This window comes from Mycobacterium sp. GA-2829, assembly GCF_001499965.1.
Taxonomy (GTDB): Bacteria; Actinomycetota; Actinomycetes; order Mycobacteriales; family Mycobacteriaceae; genus Mycobacterium.
Window position 1 is genome coordinate 59,572 of the sequence record NZ_LQIT01000018.1, and the last position, 21,355, is coordinate 80,926.

The 21,355-nt window shown below is 67.8% G+C and carries 22 protein-coding genes; 5 read left to right on the forward strand and 17 right to left on the reverse strand.

The genetic code is table 11. The annotated features are described in order from the left end of the window. Positions 1–3: 3 nt before the first annotated feature. The 3 genes from AU194_RS12925 to AU194_RS12935 are packed head-to-tail and all read right to left on the reverse strand — an operon-like array spanning position 4 to position 2,665. Entirely contained in the window at positions 4–801 is a 798-nt protein-coding gene (locus AU194_RS12925; protein ID WP_059089651.1) for an ABC transporter permease, read from the reverse strand. Then, on the reverse strand, positions 798–1,634 hold the full coding sequence (locus tag AU194_RS12930; RefSeq protein WP_231743340.1) for an ABC transporter permease: 837 nt from the start codon (positions 1,632–1,634) through the stop codon (positions 798–800). The genes AU194_RS12925 and AU194_RS12930 overlap by 4 nt, the downstream gene beginning before the upstream one ends. Next, entirely contained in the window at positions 1,631–2,665 is a 1,035-nt protein-coding gene (locus AU194_RS12935) for an ABC transporter substrate-binding protein (protein ID WP_231743342.1), read from the reverse strand. Before AU194_RS12935 ends, AU194_RS12930 begins: the two co-directional genes overlap by 4 nt. Positions 2,666–2,770: 105 nt before the next feature. On the opposite strand from AU194_RS12935, the gene AU194_RS12940 reads away from it, so the two are divergent. Further along, complete coding sequence (locus AU194_RS12940) at positions 2,771–4,471, forward strand: GAF domain-containing protein (RefSeq protein WP_082698620.1); 1,701 nt, start codon at positions 2,771–2,773, stop codon at positions 4,469–4,471. Here the strand turns inward: AU194_RS12940 and AU194_RS12945 are convergent. Then, the gene (locus AU194_RS12945; protein WP_059089654.1) at positions 4,433–4,765 is read right to left on the reverse strand and encodes a DUF4873 domain-containing protein; all 333 of its coding nucleotides are present in this window, start codon (positions 4,763–4,765) and stop codon (positions 4,433–4,435) included. The two genes, AU194_RS12940 and AU194_RS12945, sit on opposite strands and share 39 nt — an antisense overlap. Further along, positions 4,762–5,670, reverse strand: a complete 909-nt coding sequence (locus AU194_RS12950) for a diiron oxygenase (RefSeq protein ID WP_059089655.1) — start codon at positions 5,668–5,670, stop codon at positions 4,762–4,764. The genes AU194_RS12945 and AU194_RS12950 overlap by 4 nt, the downstream gene beginning before the upstream one ends. A 111-nt stretch (positions 5,671–5,781) precedes the next feature. Between AU194_RS12950 and AU194_RS12955 the strand changes: the two genes are divergently transcribed. After that, complete coding sequence (locus AU194_RS12955) at positions 5,782–6,414, forward strand: TetR/AcrR family transcriptional regulator (RefSeq protein WP_059089656.1); 633 nt, start codon at positions 5,782–5,784, stop codon at positions 6,412–6,414. 57 nt (positions 6,415–6,471) lie between these two features. On the opposite strand, the gene AU194_RS12960 is transcribed toward AU194_RS12955, so the two are convergent. From AU194_RS12960 to AU194_RS12970, 3 genes are read right to left on the reverse strand one after another with little or no spacing between them, the layout of a single operon-like run. Continuing rightward, entirely contained in the window at positions 6,472–7,470 is a 999-nt protein-coding gene (locus AU194_RS12960; protein WP_059089657.1) for a cation diffusion facilitator family transporter, read from the reverse strand. Next, positions 7,467–7,868, reverse strand: coding sequence for a metalloregulator ArsR/SmtB family transcription factor (locus AU194_RS12965; protein WP_059089658.1), 402 nt, complete (start codon positions 7,866–7,868; stop codon positions 7,467–7,469). The genes AU194_RS12960 and AU194_RS12965 overlap by 4 nt, the downstream gene beginning before the upstream one ends. A 22-nt stretch (positions 7,869–7,890) precedes the next feature. Further along, the gene (locus AU194_RS12970) at positions 7,891–8,541 is read right to left on the reverse strand and encodes a DJ-1/PfpI family protein (protein WP_231743344.1); all 651 of its coding nucleotides are present in this window, start codon (positions 8,539–8,541) and stop codon (positions 7,891–7,893) included. Between the two features lie 50 nt (positions 8,542–8,591). On the opposite strand from AU194_RS12970, the gene AU194_RS12975 reads away from it, so the two are divergent. Beyond that, positions 8,592–9,932 carry a PLP-dependent aminotransferase family protein gene (locus AU194_RS12975; protein ID WP_059089659.1) on the forward strand — a complete coding sequence of 447 codons (1,341 nt, stop codon included), beginning with the start codon at positions 8,592–8,594 and terminating at the stop codon, positions 9,930–9,932. Here the strand turns inward: AU194_RS12975 and AU194_RS12980 are convergent. Then, the gene (locus AU194_RS12980; protein ID WP_059089660.1) at positions 9,929–11,368 is read right to left on the reverse strand and encodes a DHA2 family efflux MFS transporter permease subunit; all 1,440 of its coding nucleotides are present in this window, start codon (positions 11,366–11,368) and stop codon (positions 9,929–9,931) included. The two genes, AU194_RS12975 and AU194_RS12980, sit on opposite strands and share 4 nt — an antisense overlap. 420 nt (positions 11,369–11,788) lie before the next feature. Here AU194_RS12980 and AU194_RS12985 point away from each other — a divergent pair, with 420 nt between their 5' ends. Continuing rightward, positions 11,789–12,040, forward strand: coding sequence for a hypothetical protein (locus AU194_RS12985; RefSeq protein WP_059089661.1), 252 nt, complete (start codon positions 11,789–11,791; stop codon positions 12,038–12,040). 12 nt (positions 12,041–12,052) lie between these two features. Here the strand turns inward: AU194_RS12985 and AU194_RS12990 are convergent, their stop codons facing one another. From AU194_RS12990 to AU194_RS13005, 4 genes are all read right to left on the reverse strand, one after another. Then, complete coding sequence (locus tag AU194_RS12990) at positions 12,053–12,289, reverse strand: hypothetical protein (protein WP_059089662.1); 237 nt, start codon at positions 12,287–12,289, stop codon at positions 12,053–12,055. Between the two features lie 122 nt (positions 12,290–12,411). Next, positions 12,412–13,278 carry an alpha/beta fold hydrolase gene (locus AU194_RS12995; RefSeq protein ID WP_059089686.1) on the reverse strand — a complete coding sequence of 289 codons (867 nt, stop codon included), beginning with the start codon at positions 13,276–13,278 and terminating at the stop codon, positions 12,412–12,414. Positions 13,279–13,403: 125 nt separating this feature from the next. Beyond that, the gene (putP, locus tag AU194_RS13000; RefSeq protein WP_059089663.1) at positions 13,404–14,921 is read right to left on the reverse strand and encodes a sodium/proline symporter PutP; all 1,518 of its coding nucleotides are present in this window, start codon (positions 14,919–14,921) and stop codon (positions 13,404–13,406) included. Positions 14,922–15,061: 140 nt separating this feature from the next. Beyond that, positions 15,062–15,463, reverse strand: coding sequence for a helix-turn-helix domain-containing protein (locus AU194_RS13005; protein ID WP_059089687.1), 402 nt, complete (start codon positions 15,461–15,463; stop codon positions 15,062–15,064). A 72-nt stretch (positions 15,464–15,535) separates the two neighbouring features. On the opposite strand from AU194_RS13005, the gene AU194_RS13010 reads away from it, so the two are divergent. Continuing rightward, entirely contained in the window at positions 15,536–16,927 is a 1,392-nt protein-coding gene (locus AU194_RS13010) for an MFS transporter (RefSeq protein ID WP_059089664.1), read from the forward strand. Positions 16,928–17,243: 316 nt separating this feature from the next. Here the strand turns inward: AU194_RS13010 and AU194_RS13015 are convergent, their stop codons facing one another. From AU194_RS13015 to AU194_RS13030, 4 genes are all read right to left on the reverse strand, one after another. Beyond that, positions 17,244–17,972 carry a gamma-glutamyl-gamma-aminobutyrate hydrolase family protein gene (locus AU194_RS13015; RefSeq protein WP_157576066.1) on the reverse strand — a complete coding sequence of 243 codons (729 nt, stop codon included), beginning with the start codon at positions 17,970–17,972 and terminating at the stop codon, positions 17,244–17,246. 90 nt (positions 17,973–18,062) lie between these two features. After that, a complete protein-coding gene (locus tag AU194_RS13020) occupies positions 18,063–19,532 on the reverse strand; it encodes an NAD(P)/FAD-dependent oxidoreductase (protein ID WP_059089666.1) in 1,470 nt (489 codons plus the stop codon). Between the two features lie 126 nt (positions 19,533–19,658). Then, positions 19,659–20,387 (reverse strand): SDR family NAD(P)-dependent oxidoreductase, encoded by a 729-nt coding sequence (locus tag AU194_RS13025; RefSeq protein ID WP_059089667.1) that lies wholly within the window; start codon positions 20,385–20,387, stop codon positions 19,659–19,661. Beyond that, the gene (locus AU194_RS13030) at positions 20,384–21,340 is read right to left on the reverse strand and encodes an alpha/beta hydrolase (protein WP_059089668.1); all 957 of its coding nucleotides are present in this window, start codon (positions 21,338–21,340) and stop codon (positions 20,384–20,386) included. Before AU194_RS13030 ends, AU194_RS13025 begins: the two co-directional genes overlap by 4 nt. Positions 21,341–21,355: the final 15 nt, after the last annotated feature.

Genomic DNA, 21,355 nt, shown 5'->3' on the forward strand with positions numbered 1-21,355 from the left:
TCGTTATGCGGTGCGCCAGCGGGTGACGCGTCGTTCGATGGGGCCGAGGATGAGCAGGTCGGCGACGACCAGGACGACGATGAACACCAGGACCCAGGCGAAGAATCCGTCGAGTTGGTTGGCGTCGTACCAGTACCGCGAGCGCCAGCCGACGCCCGAGGTGGCGCCGAACCACTCGGCCAGCAGCAGTCCGTTCCAGGCGCTCATGATCGCGAACCGCACGGCGGCCACCGTCGAACCGGCCACCGCGGGAGCCACGATGTGTCGCAGCACGTTTCGGCGCGGCACCCCGAACGCCCTGGCCATCAGCACGAGATCGGCGGGGACCGCGCGGGTGGCCTTGGCGATGTTGACGATCACGAACGGCAGCCCGGACAGGAACACCGTCACCACCGGCGTCAGCCAGCCGAACCCGAACCACATCGTCGTGAGCAGGGCCCAGATCACCGCCGGGATCGCCAGCGCCGCGGCGTTGAGATCGGAGAAGGCGAGGTCGGCCCACCGCGACAGACCCATCCAAACGCCCACTGCCGCACCGACGATCAACGCGAGCACCAACCCCAGGGCGAAGCGGTTCATGCTGATCGCCAGGTTCTGCCACAGCTCGCCGATGGCGGCCTCGGACACCAGGCTGTCGATGGTCTGCGCGGGCGACGGGATGCGGTTGCCGATCACGACCGCCAACTGCCACGCGCCCAGGATGGTGAGGAGGGCGGCGACGACGGCCAGGGCCGAGGTGGTCTGTCCGCGGAGCTGGCGGCGCCACACGGGCGCAGCGGCCGAGAGTGCGTCGGTGGTCATGCGATGTCCTTCCGCCAGGCGAAGAAACGGTTCTCCAGGTAAGCCAGCCCACGTTCGATGAGGACCATCGCGACGATGAAGAGCGTGGTCCACGCCAACATGTCGGCCACCTGGAACTCCTGGTAGGCCTTGCGGATCATGAATCCGACACCGTCACTGGCGCCGAAGACCTCGGTGAGCGCCTCCACCTTCCACGCCATTGCGAAGCCGTAGCGCACACCGGCGAAGACGAACGTCACCAGGGCGGGCAGATAGAGGTGCCGCAGCACGTCGCGCCGGTTGCGTTCGAACGCGCGGCACATCGCCAGCAGGTTCCCGTCGACCGAGCGGACGCCCTCGGCGACGTTCATCGCGATGAAGGGCAGCGCGACGAGCGCCGAGACCACGACGGGTCCGCCCGCGCCGACGCCGAAGATGAGCAGCCCGAACACCGCGTAGGTCAGGCCCGGCATGTTGCCGAGCACGAAGAGCGGCAGCGAGAAGTACGACGACATGAAACGCGAACGCCCCATGACGAATCCGATCACCAGGCCGCCGACCATCGCGATCAGGAAGCCGGTGGCGATCTTGCCGATGCTGGAGGCGAAGTTGGTGAACGCCTCCCCTGACGCGATGATCGCGACCACGCGCTGCACCACGTCGAGCGGCTTCGGCACGATCGGATCGTCGATCCAGGCCGCGGCGACAGCCCATGCGACGACCGCGGCGACGAGCGCGATACCGGACACCAGCCATCGGTTCGGGCCGCGGGTGCCCGCCCGCCTCCGGCGCGGACCCGGGGCCGGATCCCGCGGCGCCGGCTCCGCGGCCGGCGGCGTCATCGTCTGGGTCACTGGTGGACTCCTCGGGTGGGCAGGAACTGGGGATCGGAGACGTCGTCGCCGATGACGCCGGTCTCACGCATGAGGTCGAAGATCGAACTCTCGTCGTCGGCCCACTTCTCATCGAAGCGGACATCGTCGACCACCCAGTCGTGCTGGGCGACATAGTCCTTCATGAAGGCGATGTCCTCGGGTGTGTCGACGGCGAAGTGCTGTGGGTAACGCTCGATCATGTCGTCGCGGTGCCGTTGCCACTCGCCGAGTCCGCGCTCCCACAGGTCGAGGAAGGCCGACACCTCACCGGGATGGGCCTCCACCCAGTCCTTTCGGGCGACGAACACGTTGCCCATCGGGCCGTCGTGACCCGGCGCGTCGAGTTCGGCGAACACCTCCGCCGACGACTTACCGTCGTACAGGGCGCGGACGCTGCCCTCGCGCAGGTCCCGCGCCGACAGGTCGGGGTAGCAGATACATGCGTCGATCTCCCCGCGGGCCAACAGGTTCGAGAGGTTCTGGATGTCGGCGACGATCACCCGGTAGTCCTCGGCGAGGTCCACGCCGTGCATCTGCTTGAGCAGCGCACTCCAGACCAACGTGCCGGACACGGTGGTGAACACGCCGAGCCGCTTGCCCTTCAGGTCAGCGAGCGTCTGAGCCGGATCGTCGGTGCGCACCAGGATGCGGCTGCGCTCGGCGTTGTAGCGGCCGATGATCACGGTCTCGCGCTTGGTCTGCTCCTCGAGGCCGGGCACCTCGAACGAGGCCGTCGAGATGATGTCGGCGTGACCGCCGGCGAACAGGCCGAACTCGTCCCATGTCGCGCTGGTCTCGATGTGGTAGCCGCTCTCGCGTTGCCACTCGTCGACGAGGCCGGTCTCGTTCATGTAGTCCCAGATGGGATCGGGCGCGAACGTGAACCGGATGACGCCGTCGCGGGCAGCGCGCGAGGACGCCGGGCCGCCGAGACCTGCCGAGCACCCCGCGGTCAGCGTCATCATCGCCGCCGCGGCGACCGCCATCGCGGTGCGCATCGTCCGTCGCACGGGAACCTCCTGGATGTCATGTGACGGCTGTCACCGTCTGCCACAGCCTGATGGACTCGACCCGACACGGGCAATGTCTGGACGCACACACTTATGCTCTGAAGTATGTCGTCGTCTACACTGAAGCCCGATTTGGCGCGGTGGCTCGACGCGCTCGCCGACATCGGGGAAGCCGTCGGCGGCGACGAGCCGGTCATCGACCTCGTCGACCGGGTGGCGCGCACCGCGTGCGATCTGCTGGGCTACGACTTCTGCGCGGTGTTCCTTCCCACCGAAGACCGTCGAGCCCTGACCATCGTCGGCTCGCACGGTCTGTCCCCTGACTATGTCGCGCAGGTCAACGCCGACCGGCCGATCCTGCTCGACGTCCGCGGCGCCGAAGAGGCCCCGACCAGCGTCGCGTTCCGCACCGGCGAGGTGGTGACCCTCGAGGACATCGAGACGATGCCCGGTATCGGCCCGTGGGGTGGGGTGGCCCATGAGCAGGGGTACCGGGCGCTGGTCTCGGTGCCGTTGCGGCGGGCGGGTGCGGTGGTCGGAGCGCTCAACGGCTACAGCACCGGGCCGCACCGGTTCGACGCCGTGGAGATCGGTCTGGTGACGACGCTCGCCTCGCAGGTCGCCGTCGCCCTCGGCACGGCGCAGCTCCGGTCACGGGAACAGGACACCATCCGGGAACTGCGCCGCGCAGAGGAGGTGCACGCGCTGCTCACCGCAACCGCACTGCGCGGCGAAGGGGTGGCGGGGGTGGCGAACGCACTCGCCGAACTGCTGGCAAGGCCGGTTCTGATCGAGGACGTGTACGGCGGGGCGCTGGCCGACGTCGGCTGGCCGGACGGCGTGGCCGGGATGGTGGCCGACGTGTCACTCGGGGGCGAGGTGGTCGCCCGAGTACGGGTCGCGGCGGGGGATGCCGACCTTTCCCCTCTCGATGTGCGTGCCGTGGAACACGCGACGGTGGTGACGGCGCTGGAACTGTTGCGTGCCCGTACCGCGGCCCAAGTGGAACAGCGGCTCCGCGGCTCCCTGGTCGCCGATCTGCTGAGCACCGACGGCGCCGACATGGCCGCCTTGCTCGACCGTGCACGGCGGCTCGGCTGGGACCTCTCCGGCGCGCAGGCATTGATCGGCGTGCGGGCCGTGGATCCGCAGACCGTGAACGGCCGGACCGGCACCGAGCGGCTGCTCGCAGGTGCGGAGAGGTTCGCCGCGACGGTGACGCCACGGCCCCTGGCGGCGGTGTACCGCGGTGACCTGGTGCTCATCGTGGCGCCGACCGCGACGCTCGGCGGGGCCGGCGGTGTGGCAGCAGTGGCGCGTCGCCTGGTGGACCATCTCACCGAAGCCGGAGACGTCGATCGCCCAGTGGCAGGGGTGACCCCCGCGGTGGCCGCCGTCGAACTCCCCGACATGTTGCGGACACTGCGCGGCGCCCTGGACCTGGCCGCGGACAGCGCCTCGGAGAGCACGAGCGCGGTGATCGATCTGCGCGACGTCGCCATCGACCACCTGCTGCTGCAACTGGACGACCCGCAGCGCCTGCGTGACTACGCCAGAACCGTTCTCGGCCCCGCCATCGACTACGACCGGGAACACAGCAGCGAACTGCTGCGCACCGCGCGCGTGCTGCTCGAGCGCGATCTGGATCGCCGGTCCACGGCCGAAGCCCTGCACCTGCACCCGAACACGGTGGCGCAACGGATGCGGCGGCTCGAGGCGCTGACCGGCTTACGGCCGACCCGACCGCGGGATCTCCTTCAACTCACGTCAGCGCTGACCGTGTCCCGGATCGCGGGGCTCGGTTGACGAGGCCTCGCCGTAGGAGAGGTCGTACGGCGGCGTGCCGACGCCGCTGAGCATGAGTTGGCCGGACGGGATCATCTCGACGAGACGTACTGCGGCACTGCGGTTTCCGATCCACAGCTGCGCGGTCTTGCCCACCTGCAGTTCGTCGGGCGTCCCGTAGGCGAGGCCCTGCCAGTGATAGCGGCCGTCGATCGGGTTCAGGTGACCGGCCAGCCGCACCCGGACCGGACAGCGCACACCGGCGACGTCGAGTTCGGCCGCGCCGTCGAAGACCCCGGTCTCGTCGACGGTCACAGGAATCCGGTCCGCTTCCACATCCGACGGCCGATCCGGCTCATCAACCCGACCTCTTCGAGGAACGCCGCCAGTGGTGCGAATCCCGCGCGCATGGCTTGGCGGAAGTGCGGGTTGCGGCGGGCCTGTCGGCGGGCCTCGCCGGCGTCGAGTCCGACGCGGTGGTACACCGCGCGGTTGGTGAACAGGTACCGGTAGAACGGTCCGCCCGCGCCGTGGATTGTGCCGAGCAGGTACCGGTTGACGGGCCGCATCGCGGGGACGGCCCGGCGGGCGCCGTCGCGGGCGAACTGGATGTGTCGCGCCTCCTCGGTGACGTGGATCCGCATGATGCGACGGACGATCGGTTGCACGTCGGGATCGTCGAGGATCTGGCGCTGCAAGGCGTCGAAGATCTCCTCCCCGACGAGCGCCGCGATCCACAGCACCGACTTCTGGAACACCAGCGGCAGCGTATTGATGATCATGCGCTGGATTCGTCTGGGTTGGAACGGTTTTCCGCCGACAGCAGCAATGGCGCGGCCGAACATGACCATGTGGCGGGTCTCGTCACCGAGTTCGGTCAGCGAGTAGTGGGTCGACGACGACGTGACGTCGGCGTGCATGAGGCCACGCAACAGCGCCTGGTTGAGGATGTTCTCGAACCAGACCCCGGCCGAGAGAAGGTTGATGAACTCCTGACGGGACACTTCGATCTGCTGTTCGCGGGTCATCTGTTCCCACAGCGGTGTGCCGTACAGCGACACCATCGTGGGCGGGAGGAAGAACGTGTCGGGCACGACCGGTGTGTCCCAGTCGATGTCGACGACCGGGGCGTAGGACTTCTTGGCCGAACCACGCAGCAGGCGCTCGGAGAACTCTTCCCGACTGGGCGCGGTGAGCGCCCGGTCGATGGTGCCGGCCATGGTGACCTCCTGTCGATGGCGGCGCCCGGAACGTCGGGTGCCATATGAACCGAAGATACATTCCTGGTTCATTTGTATCAATAGGCCGCGACCAGCCTTTACACTGCGTTGATGAAGTACAGCGGCCTGCTCGCCAAGGCGGTGCAGCGCTTCGGCGCGCCGAGCGCCGAAGGCACTGCCGAACGCATACTCGACGCGGCGCTCAAGCAGTTCGAGCTGCTGGGTATCCGACGCTCGACCGTCGAGGACATCACCCGGCGGTCCGGGCTGGCGCGAGTGACGCTGTACCGGAACTTCGCGAACAAGGACGCCATCGTCGAGGCGGTGCTGCTGCGTGAACTCGAGCGGTTCCTGTCCGATCTGGCGGCCGAGGCCGGTGGCTATGCCGAAGCCGAGGACAAGCTGGCCGAAGGTTTCGTGTTCACGTTGACCACGCTGCGCAATCACGCACTGCTGCAACGGTTGTTGGCCACCGAACCGGAGACGGTGCTGCCGTTCCTCACCGTCGAGGGCGACGGTGTGGTGCGCACGGCCTCGTCGTTCCTGGCCCACCAGTTGGCGGTGGCGCTGCCCGACGACCGTCGTACCCAGCTCGAACTGCTCGAGGTCGCCGAGGTGACCGTCCGGGTCATCGTGTCGTTCCTGCTCACGCCGTCGCAGAACGTCGCGCTCGGGGACGACGATGCCGCCCGGTCGTTCGCGCGCCGCTACCTCGTCCCGCCGCTGCTGGGGTTGACGGCCTAGCGTCGAGGGTGATTTCGGTGCAGCTGGTTGCGGTGAGCGCAACCAACCACACCGAAATCACTCGTGGGTCGCCGGGTAGGCGTGCACGAGGGCCGAGGCCAACTTCGGCACGGCGTGGGTGAGCGTGTGTTCGGCCTCGTGGGCGATGCGGTGGGCGTCGGCGAGGCTGACCTGCGGGTCGATGTCGAGTTCGGCGTCGGCGTGCAGGCGGTGGCCGATCCACCGCATCCGCACCGCGCGCACCTCGGTGACGCCCGGCTCGGCCGCGAGCGCGGCCTCGGCCTTGTCGACGAGTTCGGGTTCCACTCCGTCCATGAGTCGGCGGAACACGTCACGCACCGCGGTCCGCAGGACCGCGAGGATGGCGACGGTGATGACCAGGCCGATGATCGGATCGGCGAGCGGGAAGCCCAGCGCGACCCCGCCGGCCCCGAGAAGCACTGCCAGCGAGGTGAATCCGTCGGTGCGCGCGTGCAGCCCGTCGGCCACCAGGGCGACCGAGCCGATGCGGCGGCCCACCCGGATGCGGTACAGCGCGACGAGCTCGTTGCCGATGAACCCGACCAGACCGGCGACGGCCACCCAGCCGACGTTTCCGATCGGCACCGGGTTGACGAGGCGGCGGATCGACTCGACGCCGGCGACGATCGCCGACAGGGCGATCATGGCGACGACGAACAGTCCGGCGATGTCCTCGGCGCGGCCGTATCCGTAGGTGTAGCGGCGGGTCGCGGCGCGGGTGCCGACGACGAATGCGATCCACAGCGGGATGGCGGTCAGCGCGTCGGAGAAGTTGTGGATGGTGTCGGCGAGCAGCGCGACCGAACCGGAGATGGCCACGATCAGCAGCTGGGCCAACGCGGTGGCGCCGAGCGCGAGCAGGCTGATCTTCACCGCGCGGATGCCTGCGGCGCTGGACTCCAGGGCGTCGTCGATGCTGTCGGAGGCATCGTGGCTGTGCGGTGCGAACACCTCGCGGAGTGCACCCCCGAAGGTCGTGGGGTGTTCGTGGTCGTGGTGGTGGTGGTGGTGCGCCTGCCGGGCTTCGTGGGTCATCTCCGCCGCCCGTTCGTCGTGACGTCGGCGTGCAGGGCGGCGAGTTCGGTGGCATCGCGGTGATGCCCGGGGACGCCGGGGCCCGCGTGTTCGGCGTTGTAGACCGCGTCGGTGACCAGTTGCGCGACGTGCTCGTTGTCCAGGCGGTAGAAGATCGTGGTGCCCTCGCGGCGGGTGCGGACCAGGTGCGCCATGCGCAGCTTCGCCAGATGCTGCGACACCGACGGGGCCGGCTTCCCGACGTGGGCGGCGAGGTCGTTCACGGACTTCTCGCTGCTGGCGAGTGCCCACAGGAGCTGGACCCGGGTGGGGTCGGCCAACATCCGGAAGACCTCGGCGACGAGATTGGCCTCGTCGTCGGGGAGGCGCCGTCCACATCGCCCACTATCTGCATTCATACGCAGATAATAGAACGAGGCTTCAGGTGAGTGCGGGCGCCCCAGTGGGCAGGTACGGCGCGATGTTGCGCCAGGCCCGATCGATGCACTCCTGCTTCTCCCCCACCGGCGCCACGTAGTGCAGCGCCGCGGTGGCGTCGTCCGTTCCGCGTAGCCGCGCGATCACCCAGGCGGCGAGATACGGCGACGCCAGGCAGCCACCGGCCGTGGCGACGTTGCCGTTGGCGAAGAACGGTTGGTCGAGAACGTCGATGCCCGCCGCGATCACCCATGGTTTGGTGGTCAGGTCGGTACAGGCCGGAACATCGTGCAGCAGACCCAGTTTCGCCAACACGAGCGCTCCCGAGCACTGGGCGGCGATCAGCTGACGTCCGGGATCCAGCGCGCGGAGTGCACCCATGATCGCGCGGTCCTCGACGACCTCGCGGGTCGCGATGCCGCTGCCGACGAGGACGGCATCGGCGGTGACCGCCTCGTCGAGAGTGCACATCTGCTCGATCGTCACGCCGTTCATCGACGTCACCCGCGGAGTCGGGGTGGCGATCGTGACCCGCCAGTCCGTGATGCGGTTGAGCACGCCCAAGGCGATCAGTGAGTCGAGTTCGTTGTAGCCCTCGAAGGTGAGGATGGCGATGTGCACGGCGGCGTCCTTCCGGTTCGGAGGCTTCACCATAGGAGGCGCCATGCATGACGGTCGAGGAATTGTCATGCATAGAATTCGTCGTGGCCGCCTCCCGATACCAGCCCGTCGTCGACGACCTCGCGGCCGACATCCGGAGCGGTCGGCTGCGCTCGGGAACCCGGCTGCCCACCCACCGCGCCCTTGCCCGCGAGCGGAGCATCGCCGTCGTCACCGCGTCCCGCGTGTACGCCGAACTGGAGTCGATGGGCCTGGTGAGTAGCGAGCAGGGACGCGGGACCTTCGTCCGCGATCTGACACTTCCTCCCGGGCACGGTGTCGATCAGCGACCTGTCGCGCCGGACGCCGTCGACCTGAACTTCAACTACCCCACGCTGGCCGGTCAGGCGGAGTCGTTGCGGCGGGCGCTGCGCGAGTTGGCCGGCTCGGGTGATCTGGACGCGCTGCTGCGCTACCAACCCCACGGCGGGCGGCAACGTGACCGAGCTGCGGTGGCGACGCATCTGCTGGACCGGGGGTTGGACGTCGTCCCTGACGACGTCGCCGTGGTCAACGGCGCGCAGCACGGGTTGACCGTCACGGCGCTGGCCATGCTGCAGCCGGGCGATGTGGTCGCCGCGGATGCGCTGACGTACCCGGGCTTCAAGGTGTTGGCGGAGGCGTTGCGGCTCGAATTGGTCCCGCTCCCAACGGGTCCGGACGGCCCGGACCTCGAGGCCCTGCAAAGCCTGTGCCGTCGGCGACCGATGCGCGCCGTGTACGTGATGCCGACGCTGCACAATCCGCTCGGGTGGGTCATGGACCGCTCTGCCCGCCGGGAGCTGATCGCGATCGCCCGCAGACACGGTCTGCTCCTCATCGAGGATGCGTCCTACGCGTATCTCGCCGAGAAACCGCCGCCGCCGTTGGCCGCCACCGCGCCGGACGTCACGGTGTACGTCTCCGGTCTGTCGAAGAACATCGCCACCGGGCTGCGGGTCGGATTCGTCGTGGCGGCCCGGAAACGGTTGAGCGCGATCGAGCGGGCGATCCGCGCGACGACGTGGAACACCCCGGCGTTGACGACCGCGATCGCGACGCGGTGGATCGAGGACGGTACCGTCATGCGGCTGGAGGCGGCGAAGCGCGAGGACGCCGCAGAGCGGCAGCGGATCGCCCGCGAAGCGCTGAAACCCCTTGCGCAGATCGGACATCCGTCGTCGTACTTCATGTGGCTGCCGCTGCCCGAGGACGCCCGTGCGGACCGCGTCGCCGCCACGCTGACCGGTGGCGGGATCTCGGTCTCCACCGCTGAACCGTTCGCGATCACCGCGACCGCGCCCCAGGCGCTGCGCCTGGCACTCGGATCGGTGGACCGGGAGAGCCTTGCCGGCGCACTCGCCACGGTCCGACAGGTGATCGAGGACGACGCCCGCCTCTACTAGTGCACGGGCGAGGCGCCTGCGGTCACCGGCCGGCGGCCCGTGAAAAGCCCCACGATGACGACGACCACGCCGAGCACCGCAGCGACAGTGAACGCAGCACGCACACCGGGTAGATCGGGTGCCCCGCCAGACACCGACGCCTTGGTCATGACGGTGATGAACAGGGCCGTACCGGCGGCGCCGGCGACCTGTTGCAGCGTCGTCAGAATCGCACTGCCGTGGGAATACAGCGATTCGGGCAACACACCCAACGCGTCGGTCATCAAGGGAGTGAACATCATCGACAGGCCCACCATCATGACCGTCTGCAAGCCGATGATCTCCCACATCGGCGACGTCGCCGACAGCGTCGCGTACCCCCACAGCGACGCGCAGAGCATGACCGACCCCGGGATGACCAGCAGCCGGGCACCGAGCCGGTCGTAGATCCGCCCGACCAGCGGGCCGGCCGCTCCCATCAGGATGCCGCCGGGCAGGCTCACCAGGCCTGCGGCCAAGGCGCTTTCTCCCAGAACATCCTGAACGTAGAGCGGCAGCATGATGATCGCGCCGAACAGTGCCATGAAGCCGAGGATCACCAGCGACAGAGACAGCGAGAAGCGTTGATAGCCAAAGGGCCGCAGGTCAAGGAACGCCCGCTCGCGGCGCTGCAGCCGAATCTGACGGAAACCGAAGATCACCAAAGCCGTTGCGCCGACGACGATCGGCACCCACGCGGGCACGCCCTGGTCCCCGGTGCCGGATTCACCGATGAGCGAGAGACCGAAGACCAGACCGGCGAAGCCGACCGCGGACAGCGGTATGGACACCGGATCGATAGGCGTGGGCCGCTGTCGTTCGTCGGCCACCCGCAGTCGTGCGGCGCCCGCAGCCAGCGCGAGCGCCGCGATCGGTAGCACGATCCAGAACATCCATCGCCAGCTCAATGAGCCGAGGATGATGCCCGACAGGGTCGGCCCGATCGCGGGCGCGACCGCGATGACGATCGAGATGGTCCCCATCGTCTGACCGCGCCGCTCCAGCGGGATCAGGGTCATCACCGTCGTCATCAACAGCGGCACCATGACCGCGGTACCGCACGCCTGCACGATCCGGCCGGCCAGCAGCACCGCGAAGCCCGGGGCCACCGCCGATATCAAGGTGCCCACGCAGAACAACGCCATCGATGTGAGGTAGACGCCGCGCGCCGGGAACCGCTGCAGCAGCGACCCGCACATCGGGATCACGACGGCCATGGTCAGAAGAAAGCCACTGGTCAACCACTGTGCCGTGCTGGCGGTGATGTCGAGATCGGCGATCAGGGCGGGCAGCGCCACGCTCATGATCGTCTCGTTGAGGATCATGACGAACGCCGACCCGACCAGTATGGCGATGACGGTGTTGGCGCTGGATGGCGCGCGGTCGCGCGTCGAGGGCTCCCTCGCCTGCGTGGTCATGCATCTCCCCGGTTAGTTTGTTGGACTAACCAGAATAGGGCGGGTCGCATCACGAAGCCATCTGCCCCGACGCCTGGCGCCCGAGCGTCGCCATGATCGGGTGGATGCCGAACTCGAAGCTCCCGCCGGCGACGTACTACGCGGGCTTGCGCGTGCCCGCCAAGGTGCGGGAGCGCTGGTCACCACTCCCGAAGGCAGCATCGGGTTGACACGACCTACCGCGGATTCTGCGAATCGACGGTGGTGCAGTCGAGTACGGCGAGTCTGCACCTGTCGCGTGGAGTACGACGGCGGACACCTCGGCGCTTCGGTCATGTACGTCTACGACGGGCTCGATCGCACCCGACGGACGCCGACGAGCGTCGGGTTCTGTCACGCGATCGACCCGACAACCGTGCGTCAACCCGACGTTCGGCCGATGTGCGTGCGCCCGCCTTCGTGGAACCCGGCAACTTCGACGCCGTCACGATTCCGCGCCTGGCAGATCGCCTCCGGCCCGCGTTGGCGGCACGCGCCGACGACGGTCGACGGTCGCACCTCACCCTCAGCTCACCGGACGGGCAGATCGACGGCCGACCGGTGACGATGTCGCTCGAACGTGTCGACTCGAATGGCTTCACACCGCGCAGTCGCGGGTTCAACTGGGTGCAGGAATACCCGTACTTCCGCTGATTGCGGCCGACGTCACCGCGTATCGGCCCACACGTCGGCACTGTGCACCGGCAGTCCGTGGCCGGGCAGCAGGTGCTCGACGGGCAGCGCCCGCATGCGCTTCTCGCTCCGCGCCGCGGCGTCGGGGTCGACGGTCTCCGGGGTGAACCACGCCTGCCCACCCGCGCTGAGCACGGCGTCGCCGGAGATCAGGGTCCGGCTGGCAGCGTGCCAGAACGCGGTCGAGCCGTCGGTGTGGCCGGTCGCCACGGATCAGGTAGCAGTTGAAGATCCACCGGAACGGGCAGATGACCCCGATGTCGTCGAGCCGTCTGACCTCCCAGCGGCTTCGGTGTACTTGGTTGCGGCGAGCGCAACGAACTACACCGAAATCACGATTCGACAGCCGCCGTGTGAGCGAGGATCGCGGCCCCGACCGGCTCGATCACCGGACGCGGCAGCGCATGCCCCATGCCGGGAACGGTCACCATCTGCGCGCCGCCGATGACCGCGGCCAGATGGGCGCCGTGCGGCGGCGGGTTGATCGGATCCTCCGGCGCCTCGATGACCAGCGTGGGCACGATGACCGCGGCGAGCTCACCGCCGCGGTTCAGGCCGCCCTGATCGGCTCGCGCATGCGCCGCCGGGTTCTCATGTCGGCCCGAATGTTCGATGATCCGCTGCTCGAGCCGGCGGAACTCCGCATCGTCGAACGGGAGCACGCGCCCGTTGAGCATGCGCCAGTGCTCCACCCGCCAGTTGAGTTCGTCGGCAGCGTCTCGGGCGGCGTCCATCTGCGACCAGAAGTCGAGCAGAGCCGGATCGGGGCCGGGCAACTCCGACGAGGCCCCCGCAGCGGCCGCCAGCCCGGCGCCGAGCGCCGAGGTGCACATCACGGTCGCCGACAGCAGGCGGTCCGGGTGGTCGAGCAACAGCAACTGCACCAGGGTGCCGCCCATCGACATCCCGACCACATGGGCCTGCGCTATCCCGAGCGCATCCAGGATTGCGACCGCGTCGTCGGCCAGATCGGCGATGGAGTACGGCACCCGGTCGAAGTCCCAGCTGGAACGACCAGTGTCGCGGTGGTCGTACCGGATCACCCGGTGGCGGCGCCCGAGCATCTCGACCAGCTCATCCGGCCAGGTCAGCCCGGAGGCGTTGGCCCCCATGATCAGCAGCAGTGCCGTGCCGTCGGGATTCCCGCTGTCCTGCGCCCACAGCGTCACACCGTCATCAACGTCGATGAGATGTTCCATGCCCGCCATGATGCCCGAATCCAGAGCACACACCGATACCGTTGCTCTGCAGAGGATTTGACGCGCTTGTATACGCGCGAAAGGGCCTTCTCGCAGCCGGAAGACGGGTGAGTGTTGTTCCTCTTCTACCCCGAGGGCTGAGACGCCGCGGGTTCGTGCGCCTTCTCGGCCATCTCCGAGAACTCGCGCTGGATCTCATCGTCGTCGCGCGCCGTCATGAGCGATACGACGACAGCGGCGACCAGGCACGCGATGAAGCCGGGGACGATTTCGTACATCGCGCTCGATAGCGCCTCGGTCTGCCCCCAGATGCCGACCACCACGGCCCCGGCGATCATGCCGGCAATCGCGCCGGGCGAGGTGAGTTTGCGCCAGAACAGCGACAGAATGATGAGCGGCCCGAACGCGGCGCCGAAGCCGGCCCACGCGAAGCCGACCAGGTCGAGAATCGTCCCATCCGGGTTGAGCGCCAGCAGAACCGCCACCACCGCGACCGTCAGCACCCCGAGTCGGCCGTAGGTGACCAGCCGCTTCGGGCTGGCCTCTTTGCCGAACGCGCGGTAGATGTCCTCGACGAGCGCCGACGAGCACACGATGAGCTGCGACGAGATCGTCGACATGATGGCCGCGAGCACTGCGGCGAGCACGATGCCTGCGACGAAGGGGTGGAACATCACCTGCGCCAGGCGCAGGAACACGGTTTCGGGATTGTCCAGCGTCACCCCTTCGCGGTGGAAGTAGGCCAGCCCCGCGAAACCGGTGGTGATCGCCCCGAGGGAGGTCAGGATCATCCAGCTGATGCCGATGCGCCGACCGGCCTTGGCGTCGGCCGAGGACCGCATCGCCATGAACCGGACGATGATGTGCGGTTGGCCGAAGTAGCCGAGTCCCCAGGCCGCGGCCGACACGATGGCGAGGAAACTCCCGCCGAAAAACAGTGAGGTGCGGTGCATTTCGCCATCGGTGCTGGCGGCGTCGGCGGCGTGGACCAGGTTGACCATCTCCCCCGGCCCGCCGGTGGCGATGATCGTGACGACCGGGATCGTGACGAGCGCGGCGAACATCAGCAACGCCTGCGCGACGTCGGTGAGCGATGCGCCGAGGAAACCGCCGAACAGCGTGTAGCACAGGGTGACTCCGGCAATGAGCAGCATCCCTGTCAGGTACGACGAGCCGAATGACGTCTCGAAGAACACGCCACCGGCGACCATCCCGGACGACACGTAGAACGTGAAGAACACCAGGATGATCGTGCCCGCCGCGATCCGCAGGACATGGGACTTGTCGCGCAACCGGTTCTCGAAGAAGCTCGGCACGGTGATCGAGTTGTTGGCGATCTCGGTGTAGGACCGCAGCCGCGGTGCGACGAACTTCCAGTTGAGCCAGGCTCCGATCACCAGGCCGATCACGATCCACGACTCGATCAGGCCAGACGCGTAGATGGCCCCGGGGACGCCGAGGAGCAGCCAACCGGACATGTCCGATGCGCCCGCGGACAGCGCCGCGACGGTCGGGGTCAGCTTGCGGCCGCCGAGCATGTAATCGTCGAGGTCACTGGTCCGGCGGAAGGCGTAGAAGCCGATCGCGAGCATCAGGGCGAAGTACAGCCCAATCGCCACCATCTGAAAAACGGTGTCGGACATGAATTTCTCGTTCCGTCGAAGGTTCCTGCGATGGGCTCGTCGTTCCGATCATGAAAGCAGGACGGCCATCGACACTTCTTGGCCGATCGTATGGGAAATGGGCTCAGTCTTTGTCCGGTTCGACAGAGCGCTCGGGGTGGTCAGTTCGCGTCGTCGAATCGCTGCCGCGCTGCGGCGATGTCGCGCTGATGCTCTTCGGTCCAGCGGACCAGCGGCTGCACGGTCTCGTGCAGGGTGCGGCCCAGATCGGTCAGTTCGTAGTCGACGCGAGGCGGGACGACCGGGTGGACGGTCCGGCGTACCAGGCCGTCGCGTTCCAGCTGGCGCAGCGTGACGGTCAGCATCCGCTGGCTGACGCCGTCGATCATGCGCTTGAGCTCGGTGAAGCGCATCGCGCCGTCGTCGAGCAGTGCGATGACGAGCAGGGACCACTTGTCGGCGATGCGGTCGAGGATCTGCCGGACCTCGCAGTCCTCCCGCCGGTCCCATTGGAAGGCGTCCGGGCAGCAGTCGGTTACCTGCGGGGTACCGACTGACTTCAAAGTGCCTTCTTCCGCCATCGCTCCATGGTGCCTGATGATGTGGTCAGTTACCAATAGGAACTGAAGGTGGATATGAGCACGGTCGATGTCAGCACAACCGGTTTTCGCGCGGCGTTGCTGCTCGCGGCGCTGTGCGGAGCCGCGTTTCTGGAGGGCATCGACATCGCGATGTTCAACATCGCGCTGCCCACCATCCGGCAGGCGCTCGACCTTCCGACCGTCGAATTGCAGTGGATCGTCAGCGGATACGTCATCGGATACGGCGGATTCATGCTGCTCGGCGGACGCACCGCCGATGTCTACGGGCGGCGGCGGGTGTTCCTGATCGCGCTGGTCATCTTCATCGGGGTGTCGGCGCTGGGCGGTATCGCGCCCAATGGCGCGACAGTGATCGCGGTGCGCGTGATCACCGGTATCGCCGCGGCATTCTTGATGCCGGCCGGGCTCGCGATCATCACCACGAGTTTCCCGGAGGGGCCGCAAAGAGATCGGGCCGTACTGATCTACGCCGGTCTCGGTGCGGCTGGTTTCTCGCTCGGTCTCGTCGCGGGAGGCCTGCTGACCACCTTCGGGTGGCGGTGGGTGTTCTTCGCACCGGTCGCACTCGCCCTCGCGGTGCTGCTGCTGTCGGTCCCGTTGATCCCGCGCGACGACGTGACCGCTCGGCGGTCCCTCGACCTGCCGGGCGCCGTCCTGATCACCGGGGCGGTGGTCCTGACCGTGACGGCCATCGAGAATTCCTCTCACGGAACGGTTTTCGGATCGGTGTCGCTCGGCGTCGTCGCGCTAGCGCTGTTCGTGGGGTTCGTCGTTCGGCAGCGCACCGCTGCCGAACCGTTGGTGCCGCTGGCGTTGTTGCGGCCGGGCCCGCAGGTCAACGCCTACCTCGGCGCCGGCTGCCTGGCGGCAGGATTCATGGGTTTTCAGTTCATCGTCGTGCTCTACCTGCAGGAGTTGCGGGGCTGGTCGGCGCTGACCACCGCGGTGGCGCTGCTGGTCGTCGCGATCGACGCGATCCTGGCACCCACCCTCACCCCGGTCCTGGTGCGCCGCTTCGGTCTGTGGCGCGTCATCGCGGTCGGCATGGTCTTCGCGGCGTTGTCGTTCCTGCTGTTCACGGGGGTGGAGCGGGACTGGGCGTATCTGAGCATGTTGCCGAGCCTGCTGGCGTTGGGCATCGCCTTCACGCTGGCCTACGGGCCGCTGACGATCGCCGCCACCGACGGTGTCGAGGAGTCCGCGCAGGGCATGACCAGCGGCCTGTTGTACACGACCTTCCAGTTCGGCGCCGCGATGGGGTTGGCCGCGACCACAGCGGTTCACGTCGCGGCGACGACCGCCGGTGCCGGAGAACTGGACTCGTACCGGGCGGCTCTGGCGGTGCCGGTGGTCCTCGGCGCGATCGGTGTGATGGTGGCGCTGCCACGCGCGTGGCGTAACCCGCAGAGCTGTGCGGCCGGATAATTCCGTATCGGCTCGCTGGGCAATGAGATAACAGCGACGGCTGGGATATTCGGCGTCGTTGACCGGTCGTCGCGTGAGCGTGGCCTCGATCGTGAAGCCCGCTCCGATCAGCATTTCGGTGACGTTGTCGGGATCAAGTGGTAGCCGGCGAGTTCTTGGGCACCGCCCACCGTGAAGGGGGTGCCCGTGCCGGGCCGCGGCTGGCCACACTGATGGAGCCGCCGTGGGCCTCGGTCAGCGCCTTGGCGACGGGGGTTCGACAGCGCGCTCGCGGGAAAGACCGCATCGATCAACTCAGCTGCCGGGCGGACCCGGTTCAGTAGGCGGGTACCGGCGCCACGCAGGAAGACACGAATCCGCCCAGCAGTCGCCGTGCCACCTCGTCGGTACTCCAGCCGATCTCGGGATGCCATTGGACGGCCGTGACGGGATGGGTGAGTGACTCGTAGCCTTCGATCAGTCCGTCGCCGGCCCGCGCGGTCACCACGAAACCGTCGGCGAGGGTTCGAATGCCCTGGTGGTGCTGGCTGTTCACCCAGATCGCCCCCGAGGTCTGCATCCACTCGGCGATGCGACTGTCGGCGTCGACCTCGACCTGATGGGCCGTCTGCAACAGCGACTCCTCACCGAGGCGGTGGGTGAGTTCGGTGCCGAAATCCCGGGGTAGGTCGGTGTACAGCGTGCCGCCCCGGGTCACGCTGATCAGCTGCAGGCCCCGGCAGATCGCCAGCGTGGGCAATCGCCGCGTCCAGGCCACCTCGAACGCGGCGACCTCGTTGGCATCCCGAACCGGGTTGACTCCGTACAGTGCCGGGTCTTGCGAATCCCCGCCATATCTGCGGGGATCCACATCGGCACCTCCGCTGATCAACAGCCCGTCCACCCGGTCTAGCAGCTTCGCGACGTCGACGGTGGTCACCCCGCACTCGATCGCCACCGGGATGGCTCCACATTCGAGCAATCCCTCGAACATCGAGCGCCAGTGCACCATTGCAGGCAGTTCCCGGCCGGCGAGGGTGACGGCGATGACGGGCTTGGGCGCCACGGTCATGCTCCTAACTACTACGTGTGGTCCGCGCAGCGCGGTGTACGGGCACCGCGTCGCGGCGGCCCGGTTCCGATCTGCCGGCGGAATTCAGGACAGCCGAACCGCGATCCGGCGCAGCACCTTGGTACCGAGGATGTACGGCGTCGCGCCGAACGGCCACTGCGACACGATCTTTCCGGTTCCGGACTGGAAGTAGTTGCGCGTGGTGGCCCACACCGTCTTGGCCAGCTGCGCCTGGATCAGATCGTTGTAGATGACGAATGCCGACCGGCGAACGTCGATGACGGTCTTGCCCTCCTTGGCTGCCCGCGAGATGAGGCCGGCCGCGAAGCTCGCCTGTGCCTGGTAGAAGGACACCAGGGGGGACGAGTTGGTGTTGGGCCCGTACATGATGAAGAAGTTGGGGAAGCCAGGCACCATCATGCCGAGGAAAGCCTCGGGCTCGCCGGCCCACGCGCTGTGCAGCTCGGCGCCGCGCTGCCCGTGCACCTCGAAGTTGCCGAGGTAGTTCGCGGCATCGAAACCGGTGGCCATCACGATGATGTCGAGTTCGTGTTCGTCGCCGTTGGCGTCGATGGCACCCGTCTTGGTCAACCCCTTCACGCCGTGCGGCACCAGGGTGACCTTCGGGTTGCGCAGCGCCGCGTAGTAGGTGTCACTGAGCACCGTACGCCGAGCTTCGAACGCGAAATCCGGTGTCGCAAGCTCCATCAGGTCGGGACGATCGCCGAGCTCCCGGCGCAGGAAGGCCCGTGACAGCTCCCCGCGTTTCCGGTTGGACTTGCCGTTGGCCCGGGCATGCCCGGACGTCAGCTGGCGGACGTCGTATTCGTAGTAGAGCTTGTAGCGCCGCCACCAGTAGACCAGCGGGTTGCGGTTCAGACGCCGTTCGGTCGGCGTGAAGTCGCGGCTGTTCTTGGGCAAGATCCAGTTGGGCTCCAGCTGAAAGATCTTCACCTCGGAGGCGACCTTCTCGGCCTCGGTGACGATCTGCACCGCCGACGACCCGGTGCCCACCACACCGACCTTCTTGCCGGTCATGTCGAGGCCGTCGATCCACCGCGAGGTGTGGCACATCGCGCCCTGGAAGTCGTGCTCACCGCGGGCGAATGGCGGCACCACCGGGATGTTCAGGAAGCCGACCGCGCTGATGACGGCTGTGAACGTGCCGTGGTCTTCGCCCGAGGACGTGACCAACTTGTAAGTGTGGTCGGTGTCCGACCACGAAACATCCTGCACAGTCTCGTTGAACCGGATCCGTCGCGGCAGGTCCCACTTCTGCGCGACGCCCTCCAGATATCCTCGCAGTTCCCTCCAGTCGGCATGGGTGCGGGTCCAGTCGTGCCGTTCGAACGAGAACGAGTAGATGTGCGATTCGAGGTCGACCTCGGCACCGGGATACCGGTTATGCCACCAGGTTCCACCCAGTCCGGGCGCCTGTTCGAAGATGACGAAGTCGTCGATGCCCCTGCGCAACAGCGCGACCGCGGCCGCGATGCCGCTGAAGCCGGCACCGATGATCGCCACGCGGGGCGGAATGCGGACGGATGCGTTCATCGGTGTTCTCCTCGTGAGTGAATCGGCCGGTGCCGGTGACCCGAGCCAGACAATCAAATGTCTATAGGCTCATTATTTAGACCATTAATGAGGTTGTCAATAGTTGCCCGAACTGCGCGCCTGCGCTTATCTGATCTGGGCGGTCCAGCCTCCGTCGATCACCAAATCCGTTGCGGTGATGAACGATGCCTGCTCGGACAACAGGAAGGCGATCGCGTTCGCGATGTCTTCGGGCAGGCCCAGCCGGCGCAACGGGGTGCGCTGCTCCATGTTGGTACGCCGCTCGGGCCTCTCCTGATAGAGCGGCTCGATCATCGGGGTCAGGATGGCGCCCGGACACACGGTGTTGCAGCGGATGCCCTCGGGACCCAGCTGCAGGGCCAGGCTCTGCGACAGGGACACCACGGCCGCCTTGCTGACCTGATAAGCGTCCAGCGGGGAGTCCATCCCCCGCAGCCCCGCGGTGCTGGCCACGTTGACGATGCTGCGGCCGCGACCCTGGCGCAGCAGCGGCACTGCGGCGACCGTCAGGCGCCGCAGTGCATGCAGGTTCACCCCGAGCGTCGCGGTCCAGACGGACTCATCCGCGTCGAGGACCGAGCCGTCCCGGTCGAACAGGGCCAGGCCCGCAGCATTGACCAGGTAGTCCAGCGATCTGCCGTCGAGGTAACCCAGCAGAACCCCGGGGTCACCCTCGAGCAGGTCGAAGGGTACATAGCGCACGCCGGCAGGCAGTTCCGGGGACTGCGGCTTCACGTCGGTGGCGATGACATCCACCCCGTCGGCGGCCAGCCGGATGACGGTGGCCAGCCCGATGCCGCCGCCCGCGCCGGTGACCAGCGCGGTCAGGGTCACCGGTCGGCGCCCGCGGCGAGCGCCTCGGCCAACCGCTGACCGGCGAAGGACATCGCGCCGCCTGCGGTCGGGAAGACCTCGTCGAGGCCGAAGAACCCGTGCACCATCCCCGGGGTTTCGTGGGTCTCGACGGCGACACCGGCGCCGGCGAGGGCCTTCGCGAAGAGTTCCCCCTGGGGACGGATGGGATCGCATTCGGCAAGGATCACCGTGGCCTCGGGCAGCCCGGCCAGATCGGCGTCCAGCACGTTGACCAGCGGGTCGGTCGCGTCCGACGGGTCGGCCAGGTAGTTGTCCTTGTGCCACTGCAGTTCGTCGCGTTCCAGCATGACCCCGTCGTAGGCCGGGTCCATGCCACGGGCGAGGTCCGTGGTGGTCACCGGGTAGACGAGCAGCTGGTGACGCAGCGGAGGGCCGCCATCCCCTCGACGAATCGAGTCCCGCACGTACAGCGCCACCGCGGCGGCGAGGTTGCCGCCCGCACTGTCCCCCGCGACGGCGACCCGCGTGCTGTCCACGCCCAACCCGGATTCCGCCGACACCGCCCAATTCAGCGCGTCCACGGCGTCGTTGACGGCGGTCGGGAACCGTGATTCCGGGCCGCGCCGGTAGCCCACCGACAGCACTGCAGCGCCGGAGGCGTTGGCCAGCAACCGGGTTGCGACGTCGTGGGAGTCGATGCTGCCCAGTAGCCAGCCGCCGCCGTGGTAGTAGACGACCAGCGGCAGTGGCGCACTCTGCTCGGCCGGCAGGTACAGCCGGCCGGGGACGCCGACGCCGTCACGGGTGGGGATGTCGACGTCGACGACCCGGTGGATGTCCGGCTTGGCCAGCGCTCCGAAGGTGTTCTCGAAGTTCTCTCGGGCCACCGGCACCGGAAGCAGGTGGGCGTTCGGGCGGCCGGACGCCTTGGTGTCGTCGAGCATCTTCTGGGCGATCGGATCAATGGGCATGCAGCACTTCCTTGT

Bases quoted from the DNA above. Each gene is read 5' to 3' on its own strand.
- AU194_RS12970 (WP_231743344.1), bottom strand. From the start codon at position 8,541: ATGGTGAAGCCTCCGAACCGGAAGGACGCCGCCGTGCACATCGCCATC.
- AU194_RS12950 (WP_059089655.1), bottom strand. From the start codon at position 5,670: ATGGCCGGCACCATCGACCGGGCGCTCACCGCGCCCAGTCGGGAAGAG.
- AU194_RS13030 (WP_059089668.1), bottom strand. From the start codon at position 21,340: ATGCCCATTGATCCGATCGCCCAGAAGATGCTCGACGACACCAAGGCG.
- AU194_RS12980 (WP_059089660.1), bottom strand. From the start codon at position 11,368: ATGACCACGCAGGCGAGGGAGCCCTCGACGCGCGACCGCGCGCCATCC.
- AU194_RS13010 (WP_059089664.1), top strand. From the start codon at position 15,536: ATGAGCACGGTCGATGTCAGCACAACCGGTTTTCGCGCGGCGTTGCTG.
- putP (WP_059089663.1), bottom strand. From the start codon at position 14,921: ATGTCCGACACCGTTTTTCAGATGGTGGCGATTGGGCTGTACTTCGCC.
- AU194_RS12955 (WP_059089656.1), top strand. From the start codon at position 5,782: ATGAAGTACAGCGGCCTGCTCGCCAAGGCGGTGCAGCGCTTCGGCGCG.
- AU194_RS12925 (WP_059089651.1), bottom strand. From the start codon at position 801: ATGACCACCGACGCACTCTCGGCCGCTGCGCCCGTGTGGCGCCGCCAG.
- AU194_RS13020 (WP_059089666.1), bottom strand. From the start codon at position 19,532: ATGAACGCATCCGTCCGCATTCCGCCCCGCGTGGCGATCATCGGTGCC.
- AU194_RS12965 (WP_059089658.1), bottom strand. From the start codon at position 7,868: ATGAATGCAGATAGTGGGCGATGTGGACGGCGCCTCCCCGACGACGAG.
- AU194_RS12995 (WP_059089686.1), bottom strand. From the start codon at position 13,278: ATGGAACATCTCATCGACGTTGATGACGGTGTGACGCTGTGGGCGCAG.
- AU194_RS12960 (WP_059089657.1), bottom strand. From the start codon at position 7,470: ATGACCCACGAAGCCCGGCAGGCGCACCACCACCACCACCACGACCAC.
- AU194_RS12940 (WP_082698620.1), top strand. From the start codon at position 2,771: ATGTCGTCGTCTACACTGAAGCCCGATTTGGCGCGGTGGCTCGACGCG.